General features: G+C 66.4%; 15 protein-coding genes. 10 read left to right on the forward strand and 5 right to left on the reverse strand.

Annotated features, from left to right (window positions below):
• Positions 1-94 precede the first annotated feature (94 nt).
• Entirely contained in the window at positions 95-2038 is a 1944-nt protein-coding gene (locus ACFFJ7_RS01620) for a potassium transporter Kup (RefSeq protein ID WP_166949138.1), read from the reverse strand.
• Between the two features lie 494 nt (positions 2039-2532).
• Here ACFFJ7_RS01620 and zapE point away from each other — a divergent pair, with 494 nt between their 5' ends.
• The 8 genes from zapE (at position 2533) to lpdA (ending at position 13850) form a co-directional block, all read left to right on the forward strand.
• Positions 2533-3747: a cell division protein ZapE gene (gene zapE, locus ACFFJ7_RS01625; RefSeq protein WP_377590519.1), complete on the forward strand. Its 1215-nt coding sequence runs from the start codon at positions 2533-2535 to the stop codon at positions 3745-3747.
• The gene (locus ACFFJ7_RS01630; protein ID WP_246225070.1) at positions 3744-4367 is read left to right on the forward strand and encodes a TetR/AcrR family transcriptional regulator; all 624 of its coding nucleotides are present in this window, start codon (positions 3744-3746) and stop codon (positions 4365-4367) included. The genes zapE and ACFFJ7_RS01630 overlap by 4 nt, the downstream gene beginning before the upstream one ends.
• A gap of 273 nt (positions 4368-4640) precedes the next feature.
• The gene (mdh, locus tag ACFFJ7_RS01635; protein WP_166949142.1) at positions 4641-5606 is read left to right on the forward strand and encodes a malate dehydrogenase; all 966 of its coding nucleotides are present in this window, start codon (positions 4641-4643) and stop codon (positions 5604-5606) included.
• A gap of 203 nt (positions 5607-5809) precedes the next feature.
• Entirely contained in the window at positions 5810-7009 is a 1200-nt protein-coding gene (gene sucC / locus ACFFJ7_RS01640; RefSeq protein WP_377590522.1) for an ADP-forming succinate--CoA ligase subunit beta, read from the forward strand.
• On the forward strand, positions 7009-7893 hold the full coding sequence (gene sucD / locus ACFFJ7_RS01645; protein ID WP_166949147.1) for a succinate--CoA ligase subunit alpha: 885 nt from the start codon (positions 7009-7011) through the stop codon (positions 7891-7893). The genes sucC and sucD overlap by 1 nt, the downstream gene beginning before the upstream one ends.
• A gap of 175 nt (positions 7894-8068) precedes the next feature.
• Complete coding sequence (locus ACFFJ7_RS01650; protein ID WP_377590525.1) at positions 8069-11029, forward strand: 2-oxoglutarate dehydrogenase E1 component; 2961 nt, start codon at positions 8069-8071, stop codon at positions 11027-11029.
• Positions 11030-11109: 80 nt separating this feature from the next.
• Positions 11110-12336: a 2-oxoglutarate dehydrogenase complex dihydrolipoyllysine-residue succinyltransferase gene (gene odhB / locus ACFFJ7_RS01655; protein WP_166949151.1), complete on the forward strand. Its 1227-nt coding sequence runs from the start codon at positions 11110-11112 to the stop codon at positions 12334-12336.
• A gap of 113 nt (positions 12337-12449) precedes the next feature.
• The gene (lpdA, locus tag ACFFJ7_RS01660; RefSeq protein ID WP_166949153.1) at positions 12450-13850 is read left to right on the forward strand and encodes a dihydrolipoyl dehydrogenase; all 1401 of its coding nucleotides are present in this window, start codon (positions 12450-12452) and stop codon (positions 13848-13850) included.
• Positions 13851-14003: 153 nt separating this feature from the next.
• Here lpdA and ACFFJ7_RS01665 read toward each other — a convergent pair whose 3' ends face one another.
• Positions 14004-14891: an HpcH/HpaI aldolase/citrate lyase family protein gene (locus tag ACFFJ7_RS01665; RefSeq protein WP_377590528.1), complete on the reverse strand. Its 888-nt coding sequence runs from the start codon at positions 14889-14891 to the stop codon at positions 14004-14006.
• Positions 14888-15673 carry a 3-hydroxybutyrate dehydrogenase gene (locus tag ACFFJ7_RS01670; protein WP_166949157.1) on the reverse strand — a complete coding sequence of 262 codons (786 nt, stop codon included), beginning with the start codon at positions 15671-15673 and terminating at the stop codon, positions 14888-14890. The genes ACFFJ7_RS01665 and ACFFJ7_RS01670 overlap by 4 nt, the downstream gene beginning before the upstream one ends.
• 411 nt (positions 15674-16084) lie before the next feature.
• Between ACFFJ7_RS01670 and ACFFJ7_RS01675 the strand changes: the two genes are divergently transcribed.
• Both ACFFJ7_RS01675 and ispG read left to right on the forward strand, forming a co-directional pair.
• Complete coding sequence (locus ACFFJ7_RS01675) at positions 16085-16708, forward strand: transcriptional repressor (protein ID WP_377590530.1); 624 nt, start codon at positions 16085-16087, stop codon at positions 16706-16708.
• 55 nt (positions 16709-16763) lie between these two features.
• On the forward strand, positions 16764-18026 hold the full coding sequence (ispG, locus tag ACFFJ7_RS01680; RefSeq protein WP_166949159.1) for a flavodoxin-dependent (E)-4-hydroxy-3-methylbut-2-enyl-diphosphate synthase: 1263 nt from the start codon (positions 16764-16766) through the stop codon (positions 18024-18026).
• 92 nt (positions 18027-18118) lie between these two features.
• Here the strand turns inward: ispG and ACFFJ7_RS01685 are convergent, their stop codons facing one another.
• Both ACFFJ7_RS01685 and ACFFJ7_RS01690 read right to left on the reverse strand, forming a co-directional pair.
• On the reverse strand, positions 18119-18709 hold the full coding sequence (locus tag ACFFJ7_RS01685) for a BA14K family protein (RefSeq protein ID WP_377590533.1): 591 nt from the start codon (positions 18707-18709) through the stop codon (positions 18119-18121).
• Between the two features lie 211 nt (positions 18710-18920).
• Complete coding sequence (locus ACFFJ7_RS01690; RefSeq protein ID WP_166949163.1) at positions 18921-20171, reverse strand: glycosyltransferase family 4 protein; 1251 nt, start codon at positions 20169-20171, stop codon at positions 18921-18923.
• Positions 20172-20234 lie beyond the last annotated feature (63 nt).

Here is a 20234-nt window from a genome sequence, read left to right on the forward strand (position 1 = left end):
TAAGCATTCGTTTGCTCATTCTGCATGACAGCAAGGTGCGGGATCGGCGGGCGCTGCAGCTTTGCACAGCATTTTCCGCCCGCCGCCCGCCGTGTTACACCGTCACCTGCGTGCCGACCTCGACGACGCGGCCGGTCGGAATCTGGAAGAAGTCCGTGGCGTCGGAGGCGTTGCGGGCGAGCGAGATGAACAGGTGATCCTGCCACAGCGGCATGCCGGATTTCGCCGCCGGCCGGATGGAGCGGCGCGACAGGAAGAACGACGTCGACATGATGTCGAACTTGAAGCCGAGCTTGCGCAGGATGGAAAGGCCCTTCGGGATGTTGGGCGATTCCATGTAGCCGAAACGCATGGTCACCTGCCAGAAGCTGTCGGCGAGCGGCTCCAGCGTCACCCGCTCGTTGTCGGAGAGGCGCGGCGTGTCGTCCGTGGTGATGGTGAGGATGACGTTCTTCTCGTGCAGCACCTTGTTGTGCTTCAGGTTGTGCAGCAGCGCCGAGGGCGCGGTCTCCGGGTCGCTCGTCAGGAACACCGCCATGCCGCGCACGCGGTGCGGCGGGTTGGTCCTGAGCATCTCGACGAGGTCGCGCAGCGGCACGTCCGTCTTGCGCGTCTTGGCGAACAGGATGCCGGTGCCCTTGCGCCACGTCGACATGATAACGACGAGGAAGATCGCCAGCACCACCGGCACCCAGCCGCCCGACACCAGCTTGCCGAGGTTGGCGGCAAGGAACGCCGCATCGATGACCACGAAGGGCAGCAGCAGCGCCAGCGCCGCCGCGAGCCCCCATTTCCAGCCCTTCCAGACCACGAGGATGGCGAGCAGCCCGTCCATCAGCATGGCGCCGAACACCGAGATGCCGTAGGCGTGGGAGAGGGCGCTCGACGTCTGGAACGCCACCACCAGCACAAGCACGCCTACGAGCAGCAGCCGGTTGACTTTCGGCATGTAGATCTGCCCCGCGTGCTCCGCCGAGGTGAAGCGAACCTCCATGCGCGGCAGCAGGCCGAGCTGGATGGCCTGGCGTGTGAGCGAAAAGGCGCCCGTGATGCCGGCCTGCGAGGCGACGATGGTCGCGAGCGTCGCCAGCACGATGTAGGGCAGCAGCGCCCATTCCGGCACCAGCCGGTAGAAGGGATTGTCGATCGCCTCCGGGTGCGCCAGCAGCATCGCCCCCTGCCCGAGGTAGTTGAGCGCCAGCGCGGGAAAGACGAAGTAGAGCCACGCGACGCTGATCGGCTTGCGGCCGAAATGGCCGAGATCGGCATAGAGCGCCTCCGCCCCCGTCGCCGCCAGGCAGACGCCGCCGAGCACCGCGACCGCGATGCCGGGATGCTGGTAGAGGAAGCGGACGCCGAAATAGGGGTTGAAGGCGGCGAACACCGCCGGATCGTCGAAGAGATGCAGCAGTCCGACAAGGCCGATGGCGGAAAACCACAAGATCATCACCGGCCCGAACAGCGTCGCCACCCGCGCGGTGCCGTAGCGCTGCGAGATGAACAGGCCGAACAGGACCGCGATGGTGATCGGCACCACGTAGTCGTCGAGGGCGGGCGTCGCCAGCTTGACACCCTCCACGGCGGACAGCACGGACATGGCGGGGGAAATGATGGAGTCGCCGTAGAACAGCGCCGCCCCCAGCATGCCGATGAGCAGGATGGAGGGGCGCCCCTTGCCCAGCACGCGCTGTGCAAGCGCCACGAGCGTCAGCGTGCCGCCCTCGCCCTTGTTGTCGGCCCGCAGCAGGATGAGCACATACTTGCAGGTCACGACCAGGATGAGCGTCCACAGGATCAGCGAGAGCACGCCCACGACCGAGGAGCGCAGCAGCGGCCCGCCGGCGGAAGCCGCGAGCACGGATTCGCGCAGCGCATAGAGCGGGCTGGTGCCGATGTCCCCGAACACGACGCCGATGGCGCCGATGACCAGCACATGCAGCTGCTGCGCCGACGGTGCCGCGTTTTCCGCCCGCTCCGTCTCGCTGTCGTTGCGGTCCTGTGCGGCTGCCGCCGGGGATACACCCTTGCCTTCCGTCATGAAATACTTTCTGTCGTGATGCCGGCGGCTCCGGTCTCCGACCAGCGCCGCTTGGGCTTCGCTCAAACGTCGTGCGGGTTTCACATTGGCCGGGAGTCAAGCTCGTCGGCCCTTCGTGTGGAACCCGGTTTGCCTGCGCGGCCGGGCCGCAGTCCACCCTGAACGGGCGGCACGCTCATATCATAGGGGCTTCTTCATGCCAAACGGATGTCTGGCAGCGGCGCATGCGGCATCGGTACTGCATCCGGCGCGCATCCGTCGCCGTCATGCAGCGGCATTCAATCCGTCACAATGCGATAAATGACGTCATTATATGCAGCCCGATAGAGTAGTATATCTCATGGCGATAGTTCATCTTTTTGACCGCCTGTAATCTGGTGGCGTGCGCCCGCGCATTGCGAATACTGCGGCGAAGGAGTAGAGCATGCGGGGCCGGCGGGATGGTTTCCGATGAAACAGGCCCGCCGGCGCAGACGTGAAGCAAGGATTTCCGCATGACAGCCCGCATTCCGGCGCCCGTTGCATCGTCCCCCGCCTCCGTGCATGCGCACTACGAGGCACTGGTGACGTCGGGAGCCATCGAGCGTGATCCGGCGCAGGAGCGGCTCGTGGCGCGGCTGGATGCGGTGATCGCGGCGCTCGTCGCCGCTCCCCCTCCCGTCAGGACCGGCCGTTTCGCCCGGTTCTTCGGTGGCGGGCGCGAGAACAGGCAGCCGGCCGTGCGCGGCCTCTACGTCTGGGGATCGGTGGGACGCGGCAAGACGATGCTGATGGACCTGTTCATGCAGGCGGCCCCGGTCGCGCGCAAGCGCCGCGCCCATTTTCACGACTTCCTTGCCGACGTCCACGAGCGCATCTTCCGCTTCCGCCAGCGCATCAAGGACGGGAAGGAGAAGGACACCGACCCCATTCCCCATGTCGGCGCGGAACTCGCAGCCGAGGCGACGCTGCTGTGCTTCGACGAGTTCACCGTCACTGACATCGCCGACGCCATGATCCTGGGGCGCCTGTTCGCGAGCCTGTTCGAGAACGGCGTCACCATCGTCGCCACCTCGAACGTGGTGCCGGACCGGCTCTACGAGGGCGGCCTCAACCGGGCGCTGTTCCTGCCGTTCATCGCGCTGCTGAAGGAGCGCATGGACGTGATCGAGCTGTCCTCGCGCACCGACTACCGGCTGGAAAAGCTCAGCGGGGCCGATGTCTACCACACGCCCAACGGCGCCTCCGCGCGTGCCGCGCTGGACGACGCCTTCCGCCGCCTCGCCGGCACGGCGGAGGCCGGGCCGCTCGTGCTCAGCGTCAAGGGGCATGCGCTGAAAGTGCCCGTCGCGGCGGGCGGCGTGGCGCGCTTTTCCTTCGCCGACCTCTGCGCGACGGCGCTCGGCGCATCGGACTACATTTATCTCGCCCGGCATTTCCATTCCATCGTGCTCGACGACATCCCGGTGATGACTGCGGAGCGGCGCAACGAGGCGAAGCGCTTCATCACGCTGATCGACGCGCTCTACGACCGGCACGTGAAGCTCGTCGCTTCCGCAGAGGCGGAGGCGGACAAGCTCTATGTCGCGGAGGAGGGGCGGGAGGCGTTCGAGTTCGACCGCACGGTCTCGCGCCTCATCGAGATGCGTTCGGAGGATTATCTGGCGCTGCCGCACGGGCGCGGCGATTCGCTGGCGTCGGGCGAGAGCACGGGCCTCGTCGAGACATGAGTCCGCTGCGCCGGATGCAGGAGCCGGTGCCCGAGCGGGTCGACGTGCGTCTGGTGGCCATCGCCGCGGAACACGTACGGCAGGTGGGCGCGCGCCGCGTGACGGTGGTCGGCATCGCCGAGGAAGCCGGCATGACGCACGCCAACGTCTATCGCTATTTCCCCTCGAAGGAGGCGCTGATCGATGCCGTGGTGGCGGATGCGCTGAAGCCCGTCGAGCTGATGATGGCGGACATTGCCGGCGCGCCGGATCCGGCCGATGACAAACTCGAACGTTTGACACTGGCGCTCGCGCACGCCTACCGCGACCTCGCCGCGAACGACCGGGCGATCTTCGAGCTTTACGCGGACATCGCCAACGCCAACCGTTCCGTGGCGCGGCGGCACCGGGGGCGGGTGTTCATGTTCGTGGAGCGGGTGGTGGACGAAGGTGCGGCCATCGGCGTGTTCCACTTGCGCGACCGCGAGACGGCGCTGTCGTTCCTGACCGACATGCTGTTCCGCTTCTCGCACCCTTCGGCCATCCTGCTCGATGCCGGGCGGCCGAAGGAAGTGATGGAGAGGCGCTTCTCGGTGCTGATTGGCGTGGCGCTGCGGGCTCTTGTCGGCGGCTTCGTATGAGCCTATGGGTATGATGCTGCGAGAAAGTTACAGAATTCCGGATCTGAAACACGATGGTTTTCACCGAAACCGGTTGCGACGGCTCCGTCATGATCTTCCTCAACGTATTGAAGGTGCAGGAAGATTATCCATGCCCCCGCGGCCGGCGCGCGCATCGGCGCGCGCGGCGGCTGCCTCCACCCCCCGGCATGCGGCTTGAAGGCTTGCACGCTTTGAGTCAAGTAGACGGCGCAAACGGGGTTTTTCATCCCTCCAGTTCAAGGATCGGTTTCCATGGCCCGCAAGAAGATCGCTTTGATCGGCTCCGGACAGATCGGCGGCACGCTCGCTCATCTCGCCGGTTTGAAGGAACTCGGTGACGTCGTTCTGTTCGACATTGCCGAAGGCATCCCCCAGGGCAAGGCCCTCGACATCGCCGAATCGGCCCCGGTCGACGGCTTTGACGCGGCCTTCAAGGGCGCCAATTCCTATGCGGATATCGCGGGCGCCGATGTCATCATCGTCACCGCCGGGGTGCCGCGCAAGCCTGGCATGAGCCGCGACGACCTGCTCGGCATCAACCTCAAGGTGATGGAGTCGGTGGGGCAGGGCATCCGCGAGAACGCGCCGGACGCCTTCGTGATCTGCATCACGAACCCGCTGGACGCCGCCGTGTGGGCGCTGCAGAAGGCCTCGGGCCTTCCGGCCAACAAGATCGTCGGCATGGCTGGCGTGCTCGACTCCGCCCGCTTCCGCCACTTCCTCGCCGACGAGTTCAAGGTGTCGGTGAAGGACGTCACGGCCTTCGTGCTCGGTGGCCACGGCGACGACATGGTGCCGCTGACGCGCTATTCCACCGTCGCGGGCGTCCCGCTGCCGGACCTCGTCAACATCGGCTGGACCACGCAGGAGCGGCTTGACGCCATCGTCGAGCGTACCCGCAAGGGCGGCGGCGAGATCGTCAACCTGCTCAAGACCGGTTCTGCTTTCTATGCGCCGGCCGCGTCCGCCATCGCCATGGCCGAGAGCTACCTCAAGGACCAGAAGCGCGTGCTGCCCGCCGCGGCTTATCTCTCCGGCCAGTACGGCGAGAACGGCCTGTTCGTCGGCGTGCCGGTGGTGATCGGTGAGAACGGCGTCGAGCGCATCATCGAGATCGCCCTGTCGGCGGACGAGAAGGCTGCGTTCGACAAGTCGGTGCAGTCTGTCAAGGGGCTGATCGAGGCGTCGAAGACCATCAACCCGGCGCTTGCTGGCTGATCATCGGACGGCGGCTCGGGGAGGGCCGCCGTTTCGCCATCCCGGCGTCTTCGGATCGTGCCATGTTTCATGGTGCGATCGCGCGGGACGACACGGCGGCAAGAAGACACGGCAGGTTGCAGGCGTCAGCAGGCACCCGGGCCACCAGCTATCCGAGCCATGAAGATCCAAGCCACAAGATCTTAGCCACCTGGGACGACGATATGAACATTCACGAATATCAGGCCAAGGCCGTCTTGAAGGAATTCGGGGTGCCGGTTTCGCGCGGAAAGGCGATCTTTTCCGCGGACGAGGCCGCTGCCGCAGCGCGGGAACTCGGCGGACCCCTGTGGGTCGTCAAGTCCCAGATCCACGCCGGCGGCCGTGGCAAGGGCAAGTTCAAGGAGCCCGCGGCCGGCGAGAAGGGCGGCGTGCGCCTTGCCCGTTCCGTCGAGGAGGTGGAGGAATTCGCCCGCCAGATCCTCGGCCACACGCTGGTGACGGAGCAGACGGGCCCCGCCGGCAAGCAGGTGAACCGCCTCTACATCGAGGACGGCTCCGACATTGCCAAGGAATTCTATCTCTCCGCGCTGGTGGACCGCGCCACGAGCCGCATCGCCTTCGTCGTCTCGACGGAAGGCGGCGTGAACATCGAGGAAGTGGCGCACAACACGCCCGAGAAGATCGTCACCTTCTCCATCGACCCCGCCACCGGCGTGCAGCCGTTCCATGGCCGCAAGGTCGCCAAGGCACTCGGCCTTTCGGCTGAGCTCGCCAAGCAGGCGGGCAAGCTGGTCGAGAGCCTCTATGACGCTTTCGTCGACAAGGACATCAGCCTGCTGGAGATCAACCCGCTGATCGTCACGAAGGATGATCGGCTCGTTGCGCTCGACGCCAAGGTGTCGTTCGATTCGAACGCTCTCTACCGGCATGCAGACATCGTCGAGCTGCGCGACACCACGGAAGAGGACGCCAAGGAGATCGAGGCGTCGAAGTACGACCTCGCCTACATCGCGCTCGATGGCAACATCGGCTGCATGGTCAACGGCGCGGGCCTCGCCATGGCGACGCTCGACATCATCAAGCTCTACGGCGAGGAGCCGGCGAACTTCCTCGACGTCGGCGGCGGCGCCTCGAAGGAAAAGGTGACGGCGGCGTTCAAGATCATCACCTCCGATCCGAACGTGAAGGGCATCCTGGTCAACATCTTCGGCGGCATCATGAAGTGCGACGTCATCGCGGAAGGCGTCATCGCCGCCGTGAAGGAAGTCGGCCTGTCCGTTCCGCTCGTCGTGCGCCTCGAAGGCACGAACGTCGAACTCGGCAAGCAGATCATCAGAGAATCGGGCCTGAACGTCGTCCCCGCCGACGACCTCGATGACGCAGCCCAGAAAATCGTCAATGCCGTCAAGGGAGCAGCCTGATGTCCGTTCTGATCGACAAATCGACGAAAATCATTACCCAGGGTTTCACGGGCAAGAACGGCACGTTCCACTCCGAACAGGCGCTCGCCTACGGCGCGCAGGTCGTCGGCGGCACGTCGCCGGGCAAGGGCGGCTCCAAGCATCTCGGCCTTCCGGTGTTCGACACGGTCGCCGAGGCGCGCGAGGCGACGGGTGCCGACGCTTCCGTCATCTATGTCCCGCCGGCAGGCGCGGCCGACGCCATCCTTGAGGCGATCGACGCCGAAATCCCGCTCATCGTCGCCATCACCGAGGGCATTCCGGTGCTCGACATGGTGAAGGTGAGGCGCGCGCTCGACGGCTCCAAGTCGCGCCTCATCGGCCCCAACTGTCCCGGCGTGGTGACTGCGGGCGAATCGAAGATCGGCATCATGCCGGCTAATATCTTCTCGGTGGGGTCGGTCGGCATCGTGTCGCGTTCCGGCACGCTGACCTACGAGGCGGTGTTCCAGACGACGCAGGAAGGCCTTGGCCAGACGACGGCGGTCGGCATCGGCGGCGACCCGGTGAAGGGCACCGAGTTCATCGACGTGCTGGAGCTGTTCCTTGCGGACGACAAGACCGAGTCGATCATCCTGATCGGTGAGATCGGCGGCTCGGCCGAGGAAGAGGCGGCGCAGTTCCTGAAGGATGAGGCGAAGCGCGGACGCAAGAAGCCGACCGTCGGCTTCATCGCCGGCCGCACGGCGCCTCCCGGCCGCCGCATGGGCCACGCAGGCGCGATCATCTCCGGCGGCAAGGGCGGCGCGGAAGACAAGATCGCGGCGCTGGAAGAGGCGGGCATCCGCGTCTCGCCGTCGCCGGCGCGTCTCGGCAAGACGCTGGTCGAGGTGCTCAAGGGCTGATGGCGCGGCGGACCGGCGCCTGCCGCCGATCCGCCACCTTCCGGTCGTATTCGGATGGCAAGGACAGCCGTCCCCAGAACAATCATCCCGTCACCGCCTCCGGACGGTGATGGGTTTCGGGCCGCAAGGCCCGCTCGCCCGGACGGGTCCGGGTTCCGGCAGGATGATAAGGGTCATGGCACGGCAGGATGTGAACGACGCATTTGCTCAAACCTCATTTCTCTACGGCGGAAACGGCGCCTATCTCGATGAGCTGTACGCCCGCTACGAGCAGGACCCTAAGTCGGTGGATGCCGGCTGGCAGGCGTTCTTCGCCGGCTTGAGCGAGGACAAGGCGCTCGTCGAGAAGAATGCGCAGGGCGCGTCGTGGCAGCGGCCCAACTGGCCGGTTCCCGCCAACGGCGAACTCGTCTCGGCGCTGGACAGCGACTGGTCCGGCATCGAGAAGGCCGTGGGCGACAAGATCAAGCAGAAAGCCCAGAAGGGCGGCGTCGAGCTGTCGCCGGAGGCCGTGCAGCAGGCGGCGCGCGACAGCGTGCGCGCCATCATGATGATTCGCGCCTACCGCATGCGCGGCCACCTGCACGCCGATCTCGACCCGCTGCACCTCAGCCCGCCGCGCGATCACGAGGAACTGCACCCGTCGAGCTATGGCTTTGGGCCGGGCGACCTCGACCGCAAGATTTTCATCGACCACGTGCTCGGGCTTGAGTTCGCCACCGTCAACGAGATGCTGGCGATCCTGAAGCGCACCTATTGCCGGACGCTCGGCGTCGAGTTCATGCACATCTCCGATCCGGCGGAGAAGGCGTGGATTCAGGAGCGCATCGAGGGCCCGCACAAGGAAATCACCTTCACGCCGGAGGGCAAGCGCGCCATCCTCAACAAGCTGATCGAGGCCGAGGGCTTCGAGAAGTTTCTGGACCTGAGGTACACGGGCACGAAGCGCTTCGGTCTCGACGGCGGCGAGTCGCTTATTCCCGCGCTGGAGCAGATCATCAAGCGCGGCGGCAACCTGGGCGTGAAGGAAATCGTGCTCGGCATGGCCCACCGCGGCCGCCTCAACGTGCTGACGCAGGTGCTGGCCAAGCCGCACAGGGCGCTGTTCCACGAGTTCAAGGGCGGCTCCTTCGCGCCCGACGACGTGGAAGGCTCCGGCGACGTCAAGTATCACCTCGGCGCATCGAGCGATCGCGAGTTCGACGGCAACAAGGTCCATCTGTCGCTCGTCGCCAACCCGTCGCATCTGGAGATCGTCAATCCGGTGGTGCTCGGCAAGGCGCGCGCCAAGCAGGACCAGCTCGGCGACCGCGAGACGCGCACTTCCGTGATTCCGCTGCTGCTGCACGGCGACGCGGCCTTCGCCGGCCAGGGCGTCGTGGCGGAGTGCCTTGGCCTGTCCGGGCTCAAGGGGCATCGCACCGGCGGTTCCGTGCATGTCATCATCAACAACCAGATCGGCTTCACCACCAACCCGCGCAACTCGCGCTCCTCGCCCTATCCGTCGGATGTGGCGAAGATGGTGGAAGCGCCGGTGTTCCACGTCAACGGCGACGATCCGGAGGCGGTGGTGTTCGCCGCCAAGATCGCGACGGAGTTCCGCCAGCAGTTCCACAAGCCGGTCGTCGTGGATATGTTCTGCTATCGCCGCTTCGGCCACAACGAGGGCGACGAGCCGGCGTTCACGCAGCCGCTGATGTATCAGGCGATCCGCAACCACCCGAGCGTGCTCGAAATCTATACGAGCAAGCTGGTGGCGGAGGGCGTGGTGACGCAGGCGGAGGTCGAGGAGCGCCGCGCCGCCTGGCGCACCCACCTCGAAACCGAGCTTGAGGCCGGGCAGACCTACAAGCCCAACAAGGCGGACTGGCTGGACGGCAAGTGGGCGGGCCTGAAGGCGGTGCGCGAGGACGCGGACGACCCGCGGCGCGGGGCTACCGGCCTTCCGGAAGCCGAGCTGAAGCTGCTGGGCGAGAAGCTCACGTCGGTGCCGGCCGATTTCAACGTCCACCGCACCATCCAGCGCTTCCTCGACAACCGCCGCAAGGCAATCGAGACGGGCGAGGGCATCGACTGGGCGACCGGCGAGGCGCTGGCCTTCGCCTCGCTGCTGAAGGAAGGCAAGCCCGTGCGCCTGTCGGGGCAGGATGTCGAGCGCGGTACGTTCTCGCAGCGCCACTCCGTGCTGGTCGACCAGAAGGACGAACACCGCTACATCCCGCTCAACGCCATCTCGGAGAGCCAGGCCAAATTCGAGGTCATCAACTCGATGCTCTCGGAAGAGGCGGTGCTCGGCTTCGAATACGGCTATTCGCTGACGGAGCCGAACGCGCTTACCCTGTGGGAAGCGCAGTTCGGCGACTTCGCCAACGGCGCGCAGGTGGTGTTCGACCAGTTCATTTCGTCGGCGGAGCGCAAGTGGCTGCGCATGTCGGGCCTCGCGGTGCTGCTGCCGCACGGCTACGAGGGGCAGGGGCCGGAGCACTCGTCGGCGCGTCTGGAGCGCTATCTGCAGATGTGCGCCGAGGACAATATGCAGGTGGCCAACGTCACCACGCCGGCCAACTACTTCCACATTCTGCGCCGTCAGTTGCGGCGGGATTTCCGCAAGCCCCTCATCCTGATGACGCCGAAGTCGCTGCTGCGCCACAAGCGCGCGGTTTCCCGGCTGGAGGAGTTCACGGAGACCAGCTCGTTCCACCGTCTCATCCGCGACGACGCCGAGCGGCTCGCGAAGGAGAAGATCAAGCTGGTGAAGGACGACAAGATCCGCCGCGTCGTGCTCACCGCCGGCAAGGTCTACTACGATCTCTATGAGGAGCGCGAGAAGCGGGGCATCGACGACGTCTACCTGCTGCGTGTCGAACAGCTCTATCCGTTCCCGGTGAAGTCGTTGATCAATGAGCTGTCGCGCTTCCGCAACGCCGATCTCGTATGGTGCCAGGAAGAGCCCAAGAACATGGGGTCGTGGACCTTCGTCGAACCCTATCTGGAGTGGGCGCTGGGGCATTCGAGCATCAAGGCGAAGCGTCCGCGCTACGTGGGGCGTGCCGCCTCCGCCGCGACGGCGACCGGCATCATGTCGAAGCATCTCGCGCAGTTGCAGGCGTTCCTCGACGACGCCTTTTCCGTCTGATTTTCGATCCGGCCGGCGTCCGCCGGCCGGGCCTTCATCCTGTCAAATAACCGGCCGCAGGCCACAATGGACACAAGATCATGGCGACCGAAATCCGCGTGCCCACGCTGGGCGAATCCGTCACCGAAGCCACTGTCGGCCAATGGTTCAAGAAGGTGGGGGAGGCGGTCAAGGCTGACGAGCCTCTGGTTGAACTCGAAACGGACAAGGTGACGTTGGAGGTCAACGCGCCGGCGGACGGCGTCCTGACGGAAATCACCGTCAAGGAAGGCGAGACCGTGGGCGTCGGCGCCCTGCTCGGCACGTTCAACGAAGGCGGCGCGGGTTCAGCCGCCGCTCCGCGGCCCGCCGCGGCACCTGCTCCCGCACCGGTTGCTCCGGCGCCCGCCCCCGCTGCGCCTGCCGCTGCCGGCCTGGAGAACGGCCCGGCCGTCCAGCGCATCGCGGCGGAAACCGGCATCAGCCCGGCCGGCGTGCCCGGCACCGGCAAGGACGGCCGCGTAACCAAGGGCGATATCCTCGCCTTTGCGGCGGCGCCCGCCCAGGCTCCTGCGGCCGTGCCCGCACCGGTCGCGACGCCCCGCGCCCCTGCGGCGCCCGGCGACGAGGCGCGCGAGGAGCGCGTGCGCATGACCAAGCTGCGCCAGACCATCGCGCGCCGCCTCAAGGAAGCGCAGTCGAACGCGGCGATGCTGACCACGTTCAACGACGTGGACATGACCAACGTCATCGAGCTGCGCAACCAGTACAAGGATGCCTTCGAGAAGAAGCACGGCGTCAAGCTCGGCTTCATGGGCTTTTTCGTCAAGGCCGCGGTGCAGGCGCTCAAGGAGCTGCCGGCCGTCAACGCCGAACTCGACGGCACTGACCTGATCTACAAGAACTACTATCACATCGGCGTGGCGGTCGGCACCGACAAGGGCCTCGTCGTGCCGGTGGTGCGCGACGCCGACCAGTTGTCGGTGGCGGGTATCGAGCAGCAGATCGGCGATTTCGGTCGCCGCGCCCGTGATGGCCAGCTCAAGATCGAGGAGATGCAGGGCGGTACCTTCACCATCTCGAACGGTGGCGTGTACGGCTCACTGCTGTCGACGCCGATCCTGAACGCGCCCCAGTCGGCCATCCTCGGCATGCACCGCATCGATCAGCGCCCGGTCGTCTACAAGGGCCAGATCGTGGCGCGGCCGATCATGTTCCTCGCCCTGTCCTACGATCACCGCGTGATCGACGGCAAGGAGGCGGTGACCTTCCTCGTCCGCATCAAGGAAAACCTGCAGGATCCGGCGCGCCTCGTGCTCGACCTGTGATTTCGCACCGGCCTCCCGGCTGCGGCCGGGAGGCGCCTCCCGTTTCATGATTTGACATTGCCGGTTGCTCTCGTCCGCAAACGCGAACCGGCGCTCGACAGGCAGGAAGTCCCATGTCTTATGATCTCGTGGTTATCGGCACCGGCCCCGGCGGATATGTCGCCGCCATTCGCGCCGCGCAGCTCGGGCTGAAAACGGCGGTTGTCGAAAAGCGCAAGACGCACGGCGGCACCTGCCTCAATATCGGCTGCATTCCCTCCAAGGCGTTGCTGTTCGCTTCCGAGAAGTTCGAGGAAGCCGCGCATGCCTTCGGCGATTTCGGCATCAAGGTGAGCGCGCCCGAGATAGATGTCGCCAAGCTGCTGGCCTTCAAGCAGGAGGGCGTCGACGCCAACGTCAAGGGCATCGACTTCCTGTTCAAGAAGAACAAGATCGATACGTTCCACGGCACCGGCCGCATCCTGGCCGCCGGCAAGGTCGAGGTAACGGCGGAAGACGGCACGGTGCAGGTGGTCGAGGCCAAGACCATCCTGATCGCCACGGGCTCGGACGTCGCGCGGCTGCCGGGCATCGAGATCGACGAGAAGGTCGTTGTCTCGTCCACCGGCGCGCTCGCGCTCGACAAGGTGCCGGGCCGGCTCGTCGTCGTGGGTGCAGGCGTGATCGGGCTGGAACTCGGCTCCGTCTGGCGCCGGCTCGGCGCGGAGGTGACCGTGGTCGAGTTCCTCGACCGCATCATTCCGGGCAACGACGGCGAGGTGGCCAAGCAGTTCCAGCGCATCCTGGCCAAGCAGGGCTTCATCTTCAAGCTCGCGACCAAGGTGACGGGTGTCGAGAACACCGGCCTGGGCGCGAAGGTGACCGTGGAGCCGGTTGCGGGCGGCGAGGCTGAGGTGATCGAGGCCGATGTCGTGCTGGTGGCGACGGGCCGCGTGCCCTATACCACGGGTCTGGGGCTTGCCGAGATCGGCGTCGCGCTCGATGAGCGCGGTCGCGTTGTGGTGGACGATCACTACCGCACCAACGTGGCGGGCATTCTCGCCATCGGCGACGTCATCGCCGGGCCGATGCTGGCGCACAAGGCCGAGGAAGAGGGCATTGCCGCCGTCGAGCTGCTCGCCGGCAAGGCGGGCCACGTCAACTACGGCGTGATCCCGGCCGTGATCTACACGACGCCGGAAGTGGCGTCCGTCGGCAAGACGGAGGAAGAGCTGAAGGCCGCTGGCATCGCCTACAACATCGGCAAGTTCCCCTTCACGGCTAATGCGCGCGCCAAGGTCAACCACCAGTCGGAAGGCTTCGTGAAGATTCTGGCCGACGCCACCACCGACCGCGTGCTGGGCGTCCACATCATCGGGCCGGAAGCCGGCGAGCTGATCCACGAGGCGACCGTGCTGATGGAGTTCGGCGGCTCTGCCGAAGATCTCGCCCGCACCACTCACGCCCACCCGACCCGCTCGGAGGCGGTGAAGGAGGCGGCGCTCGCCGTGGACAAGCGCGCCATCCACTTCTGATCCGCCTGGAGTGTTTCTGTCAAAGACAGAAACACTCCAGAATCTGTCCTGTTTACGTTGAAACAGGACAGATTCTAGGTTCCTTATTTTGAGCGAATTCCGATCGGAGCGCGCTCCAGGTTTTCGGGCTGCATGGAAGCGCCGGCGCTTCTTTCATGGGTGATGCAGGGCAGCGATGGCATCGGCGAGCGCGAGCGTGCGCCGGGCGATGGCAACGTGCAGATCCTCGATCATTCGCCCCTCGAAGCTCACGGCGCCCTTGCCGGCGTTTTCGGGCGCGGTGAAGGCGGCGATGAGCGCGCGGGCTTCCGCGATCTCGTCGGCGCCGGGGCCGAAGGCTGCGTTCGCGGCGGCGATCTGCGCCGGATGGATCAGCGATTTGCCGTCGAAGCCGAGGTCGCGCCCCTGCGCGCATTCGGCCGCGAAGCCGGCGGTATCGCTGAAATCGTTGTAGACCGAGTCGATCGCCGCAAGTCCACTCGCACGCGCGGCAAGCAGCACCTGCTGCAGCCACGGCAGCAGGGCTGCCCGGCCCGCCCACACGCGCACGCCGGTCTCGCGGGCAAGATCGTTCGCGCCGATGACGAAGAGAGCGAGACGGCTTGCGGGCTCCAACGCCGTGCGGGCCATGGCGTCGGCGTCAAGCACGGCGCGCGCCGTCTCGATCATCGCCCACACCTGCACCCGCGCCGGCGCGCCGAGCGCGTCGAGGCGCCAGCCGATGTCGCGCACGGCCTCGGCCGAGGCGGCCTTGGGGACAAGGACGGCATCGGGCGCGACGCTTGCGGCGAGCGCCAGGTCGTCGGCGCCCCACGGCGTATCTGCACCGTTGACGCGCAGCGCCACCTCGCGGCCGCCGAAGCCCCGTGCGATCGCGGCCCTCGCCTGCTCGCGCGCCGCCTCCTTGGCGGCGGGGGCGACGGCGTCCTCCAGGTCGATGATGACGGCGTCGGAAGGAAGGCCGCGCGCCTTTTCAAGCGCGCGGACATTCGAGGCCGGAACGAACAGCAGGCTCCGGCGTGGCCGTATCGCGGCCGTCAATGCGCCGTCCATCCGCCGTCGACGGGGATGATCGCGCCGGTGATGGAGCGGGCAGCGTCCGTGGCGAGGAACACGGCAAGCGCCGCGATTTCGTCCACCGTGACGAACTCCTTCGTCGGCTGGGCGGCGAGCAGGACGTCGTTCTTCACCTGCTCCTCGGTGATGCCGCGCGCCTTGGCCGTGTCGGGAATCTGCTTCTCGACGAGCGGCGTCCAGACGTAGCCGGGGCAGATGGCGTTCGCGGTGATGCCGAAAGTGGCCGTCTCCAGCGCCACCGTCTTGGTGAAGCCGGCGATGCCGTGCTTGGCCGAGACATAGGCGGACTTGAAGGGCGAGGCGATGAGCGCGTGCGCGGAAGCCGTGTTGATGATGCGGCCGAACTTGCGCTCCTTCATGCCGGGGATGGCGGCGCGCGTGGTGTGGAAGGCGGCGGAGAGGTTCAGGGCGATGATCAGGTCCCACTTCTCGACCGGGAACTCCTCCACCGGGGCCACGAACTGGATGCCGGCGTTGTTGACAAGGATGTCGACCGAGCCGAAAGCCTTCTCGGCCTCCACCACGAGGTTGAACGCCTCGTCCGCCTTCGAAAGGTCGGCGCCGGAGTAGAAGGCCTTCACGCCGAATTCGTCCTCGATGCCGAGGCGCTCTTTTTCGATGGCCGCCGCATCGCCGAAGCCGTTGATGACGACGTTGGCGCCCTCGCGCGCGAAGGCGCGGGCAATGGCGAGGCCGATTCCGCTCGTGGAGCCGGTGACGACAGCGGTACGCGATTTCAGAGACATGGGCAAAAGCCTCCCTGGCTTCCCGTGGAGAAGATGAACATGCGCAAAATCGTTGAACAGCCGGGCGCCGGGGAGGCTGCCCGCGTTTCAACCTGACGACCGGACACGACCTTGTCCGGGAACGGGACGGCCCTTTCGAGCCGCTTGCCTTTCCGGGGCCGTGATCCGCGCTGCAAAGAGCATCGACGCGCCCGCGCGCCTTTCGGTACGCACGGAATGCGGCATGCCGCAAAATGCAACCATATCATAGGCGCATATCCCTTGTCACAATATGACGCGCGCGGCGTCATGCCGGCTTTTTGCCGTGCGATGTGTAACAATCGAGGAATATGTTATAATGTTCAATCAGTGATGGAAGAAACCGGCATCGGCATGCGTGGCGGCGCCTGGCGTGACGCGAAGGAGAACGGCGTGAATGCTCGTCCTGTGCATGGCGGTTCCTACAGGCATACGCACGACGCCTTGCCCGGCGACGCGACGGGCCGCTTCCACGCGCAGCCCCACGCGCATGGCGGGGAGGCGTGCGATCACGCGACGCACCGGGCTGCGCTCGCGCCCGGCGCCCTGCAACACGCAGCCGACCTGTGCCGTGCGCGCGGTGTGCGCATGACGCCGATCCGGCATGACGTGCTTTCGGCCCTCTACACGACGCACCGGCCTCTTGGCGCCTATGACATCGCAGAGATCATGGGCCGCGAGGCGCAAAGGCGCGTTGCGCCGATCACCATCTACCGGGCGCTGGAATTCCTGCTGGAACAGGGTTTCATTCACAAGCTCGAGACCCGCAACGCCTTCATCGCCTGTCCGCACGTTCATTCGCCCGGCGAGCTGGTCGTCTTTCTGATCTGCGAGCAGTGCGGGGGGGTGGACGAGGCATCCTCGCCCGTCTTCAGCGGCGCGCTGGCGAAGATGCTCGGCGAGGCTGGCTTTACCCCGCGCAACGAGGTGGTCGAGATCGCCGGCATCTGCGCCCATTGCGGCGGCAAGGGGCAGGGGGAGGTCGCACCCAAGGATTCGGTTGCCGAACCGGCCTGAATGGGCGATATAGGCGGCAGCCGACGTTTGCCGCTTTCCCCGGATCCTGTTTCAGATGAACGTTGCCCCCGCTTCCCTTGTCGACGCGGCTCTTGCTGCCGAGGCTCGCCCGGCTGCCCGTCATCACACTGTCGCTGTGGATGTAGGCGGCGTCGTGGTCGGCGGCGGCGCGCCGGTCGTCGTGCAGTCGATGACCAACACCGACACGGCCGACGTCGCCGCGACCGTGACGCAGGTGGCCGCGCTGGCGCGCACCGGGTCGGAGCTGGTGCGCATCACCGTGGATCGGGACGAGGCGGCGCGCGCCGTGCCCTACATCCGCGACGCGCTGATGGTGAAGGGCATCGAGGTGCCGCTCGTCGGCGACTTCCACTACATCGGCCACAAGCTGCTGACGGAACACCCGGCTTGCGCCGAGGCGCTGGCGAAATATCGCATCAACCCCGGCAATGTCGGCTTCAGGCAAAAGCGTGACAAGCAGTTCTCGACCATCGTCGAAATCGCCGCGCGCAACGGCAAGCCGGTGCGGATCGGCGCCAACTGGGGCTCGCTGGACCAGGAACTGCTGACGCGGTTGATGGATGCGAACTCGAACAGCGATACGCCGCTCGACGCGCGCGCCGTTACCCGCGAGGCGCTGGTGCAGTCGGCGTTGCTGTCTGCGGCGCGGGCGGAGGAGATCGGCCTGCCGCGCGACCGCATCATCCTCTCCGCGAAGGTCTCGGCGGTGCAGGATCTGATCGCCGTCTATCGCGATCTGGCGCGCCGCTCCGACTATGCGCTGCATCTGGGTCTCACCGAGGCCGGCATGGGCTCCAAGGGCCTGGTCGCGTCCTCCGCGGCTCTCGGCATCCTGCTGCAGGAGGGCATCGGCGATACCATCCGCTATTCGCTGACGCCTGAGCCCGGCGGCGACCGCTCGCTTGAGGTTCGCGCCGCGCAGGAATTGCTGCAGACGATGGGCTTCCGCACCTTCGTGCCACTCGTCGCCGCCTGCCCCGGTTGCGGGCGCACCACCTCCACCGTGTTTCAGGAACTGGCGCGCGACATCCAGAGCTGGATCACGACATCCATGCCCGAGTGGAAGACGCGCTATCCGGGTGTCGAGAATCTCAATGTCGCGGTGATGGGCTGTATCGTCAACGGGCCCGGAGAGTCGAAACATGCCGACATCGGCATTTCGCTGCCCGGCACCGGCGAAACGCCTTCCGCCCCCGTGTTCATCGATGGCGAGAAGGCGATGACCCTGAAAGGGGCGGGAATCGCCGATGAGTTCAAGAACCTCGTCAACGACTATATCGAGCGCCGGTTCGGCTGATGTCCGCCGGGCTGCAGGAGCGGCCCGGCTTGCACTGCCCGCCGAACCGTTCCGTCTTCCCGCTTTCGGGCGCCGGGAATGGCCGGGCGCGGCTATTTGCAGAAATAGCGCTTGCCGTCATAGGCGACGTACGTTCCCGAGTCGGGATCGAACGACCGGTATTTGCTGGCACAATAGCTGAGCCATGTGGCGTCCGAGCGCGGCGGCGGGTCGTCCTGTGCGGCGAGTGCTCCGCCCAAGGCGGCGCCAGCCGCAAGGCCCAGCACGCCGGCGGCGACCGCTGCTCCCGGATTGTAAAAGTCCGGGCCGTGGCTGCGGTAATAATAAGGCGGCGGTGGAGGCGGCGGCGGCCGGTACCAGTGGGGCGGCGGCGGCCGGCGCGGATAGCGATAGCCATGTCGCCAGCGCGGCGGACCGTAGTAGTCGCGCGGCGGCCCGTAATACCGGCGCGGCGGGCCGTCGTAGTAATAGTCGGGAGGTGGCGGCCCGTAGCGATACTGCACGTCGACGATCGGCAGGCCCTCTGCCTCGCCACGTCCGGAATCCGTCAGCGTGACCGCGGCAGCCGGCGGCACCGTGATGGCTGCCGTCGACAGGATGGTGAGCGCGGCGAGCAGCACGCCGGCAACGCGCCGGGCCGGTTTCGACCGCCATTCGGTCTGCTGAAGAGCATCCTTTTGCATCACAAAGTTACTCCCTGCGTATTCGCTCCCCGAGGGGCGAATGGTCGAGAGCGTTTACCGATCGCACCGGATCGGCAACGGCTCTCTATTTCTCTCGGCAGGGAAAATTCCTGTCAGCCAGATGGCTTCATTCGACGTCCGGGCGCCCCTGCTTGAATAGGATTCGAACAGGCCGCCGTGTCGGTATTAAGGCCGCATTTTGTCGTCACGCTTACGATTTCGTGGCGTGCGGCCACTCCCGGATGGCGGCGACTATGGGCGCGTGCGCGTTGCGGAAATAGGTCTCAATCCCCTGCCGCGCCCGCTGGCCGAGCGCCTCGCGTTCCGCGGGATCGTCGTGGAGACGGCGCAGGAACGCGGCTGCCTGTCCGATGTCGGGATCGGCCCAATGGAGATCGGGCGCGACATAGAGTTCGCTGGGGTCTTCGACCGGAATCTGGCGGTACGGCACCAGACAGGCGGTTTCTTCGGACATGAAGTCGAGATTGCCGGACCAGCCGGTGGCCACCACAGGCCGCCCGGCGAGCATCGCCTGTGCGGGCACCAGGCCGAAACCCTCCGCCCGGTGAAGGGAGACGACGGCGTCGGAGGAGGCGAGAAGCGTCCACATGTCGTCGTTGTCGAGCGTGTCGAGAAGCAGGCGGATGCGCGGATCGTCGCCGATGGCGGCGCGCACTGTCGCGAGCGCCTCCGCCTCCAGGTGCGAATCGCCGAGCTTGAGCACGAGCAGCGCGTTCTCCCCGCCGGGAAAAGCGCGCCTGAAGGCATCGACGGCGGCGAGCGGATTCTTGCGCGCGAGGCTCGACCGCAGGCTCGCCACGACGGTGGCGACAAAGGCATCTTCCGGCCAGCCGAACCGCGCCCGGTCCCTCGCGAGGCCGGCGGGGGCGCTCATGATGTGGGGAACGACGCGGATCGGCAGCTTGACCCCGGCATTCTCGAAGGCCTGGCGCACGAAATGCGTCGGCACCCAGAGTTCATCGACGAGCGTGAGGGGCGTCAGCCAGTCGTCCGGGATGCGTTCCAGTTCCCAGACACAATAGCCGATGATGTACTTATCGCGAAGGATGTCGTCCGGCAGGAATTGCAGCGCGTAGCCGAACTGCCCCGGATTGAAGTTGAAGATCACGGTCGCCGGCCCGGAGGCATCGGGAAGCACGGCGTCCCTTTCACCGGTGGCGAAGGCATGGCCGATGTCGAAATCGCGGATCGGCACGCCGGCCTCCTCCACGAGGCCGCGTGTGAGGCGCGCGCTCCAGCCGAGGCCGAGCGGACTTGCGAGGAAGCCGCACATCATGACCGGCGCCTGGGGCGCGGCAAGCCGGCGGCCGGCCCGTTTCGGCAGGGGGATGAGCCTCGCCACGATGCGCCGGCGCAGCGGGCGGGGCACAAGCCGCCACAGGCGAACGAGGCCGAACTTGAACCACAGTTGCGGGATCAGGCTCAGAACCTTGTTTGCCATCGGGAAACCATGAGGTGAGAATCGCGGGAAAGGTCGGCCGCTCGGCCCGGGCGAAAAGACGCG

The organism is Pseudochelatococcus lubricantis, assembly GCF_042432495.1.
GTDB classification, from domain to species: domain Bacteria; phylum Pseudomonadota; class Alphaproteobacteria; order Rhizobiales; family Beijerinckiaceae; genus Pseudochelatococcus; species Pseudochelatococcus lubricantis.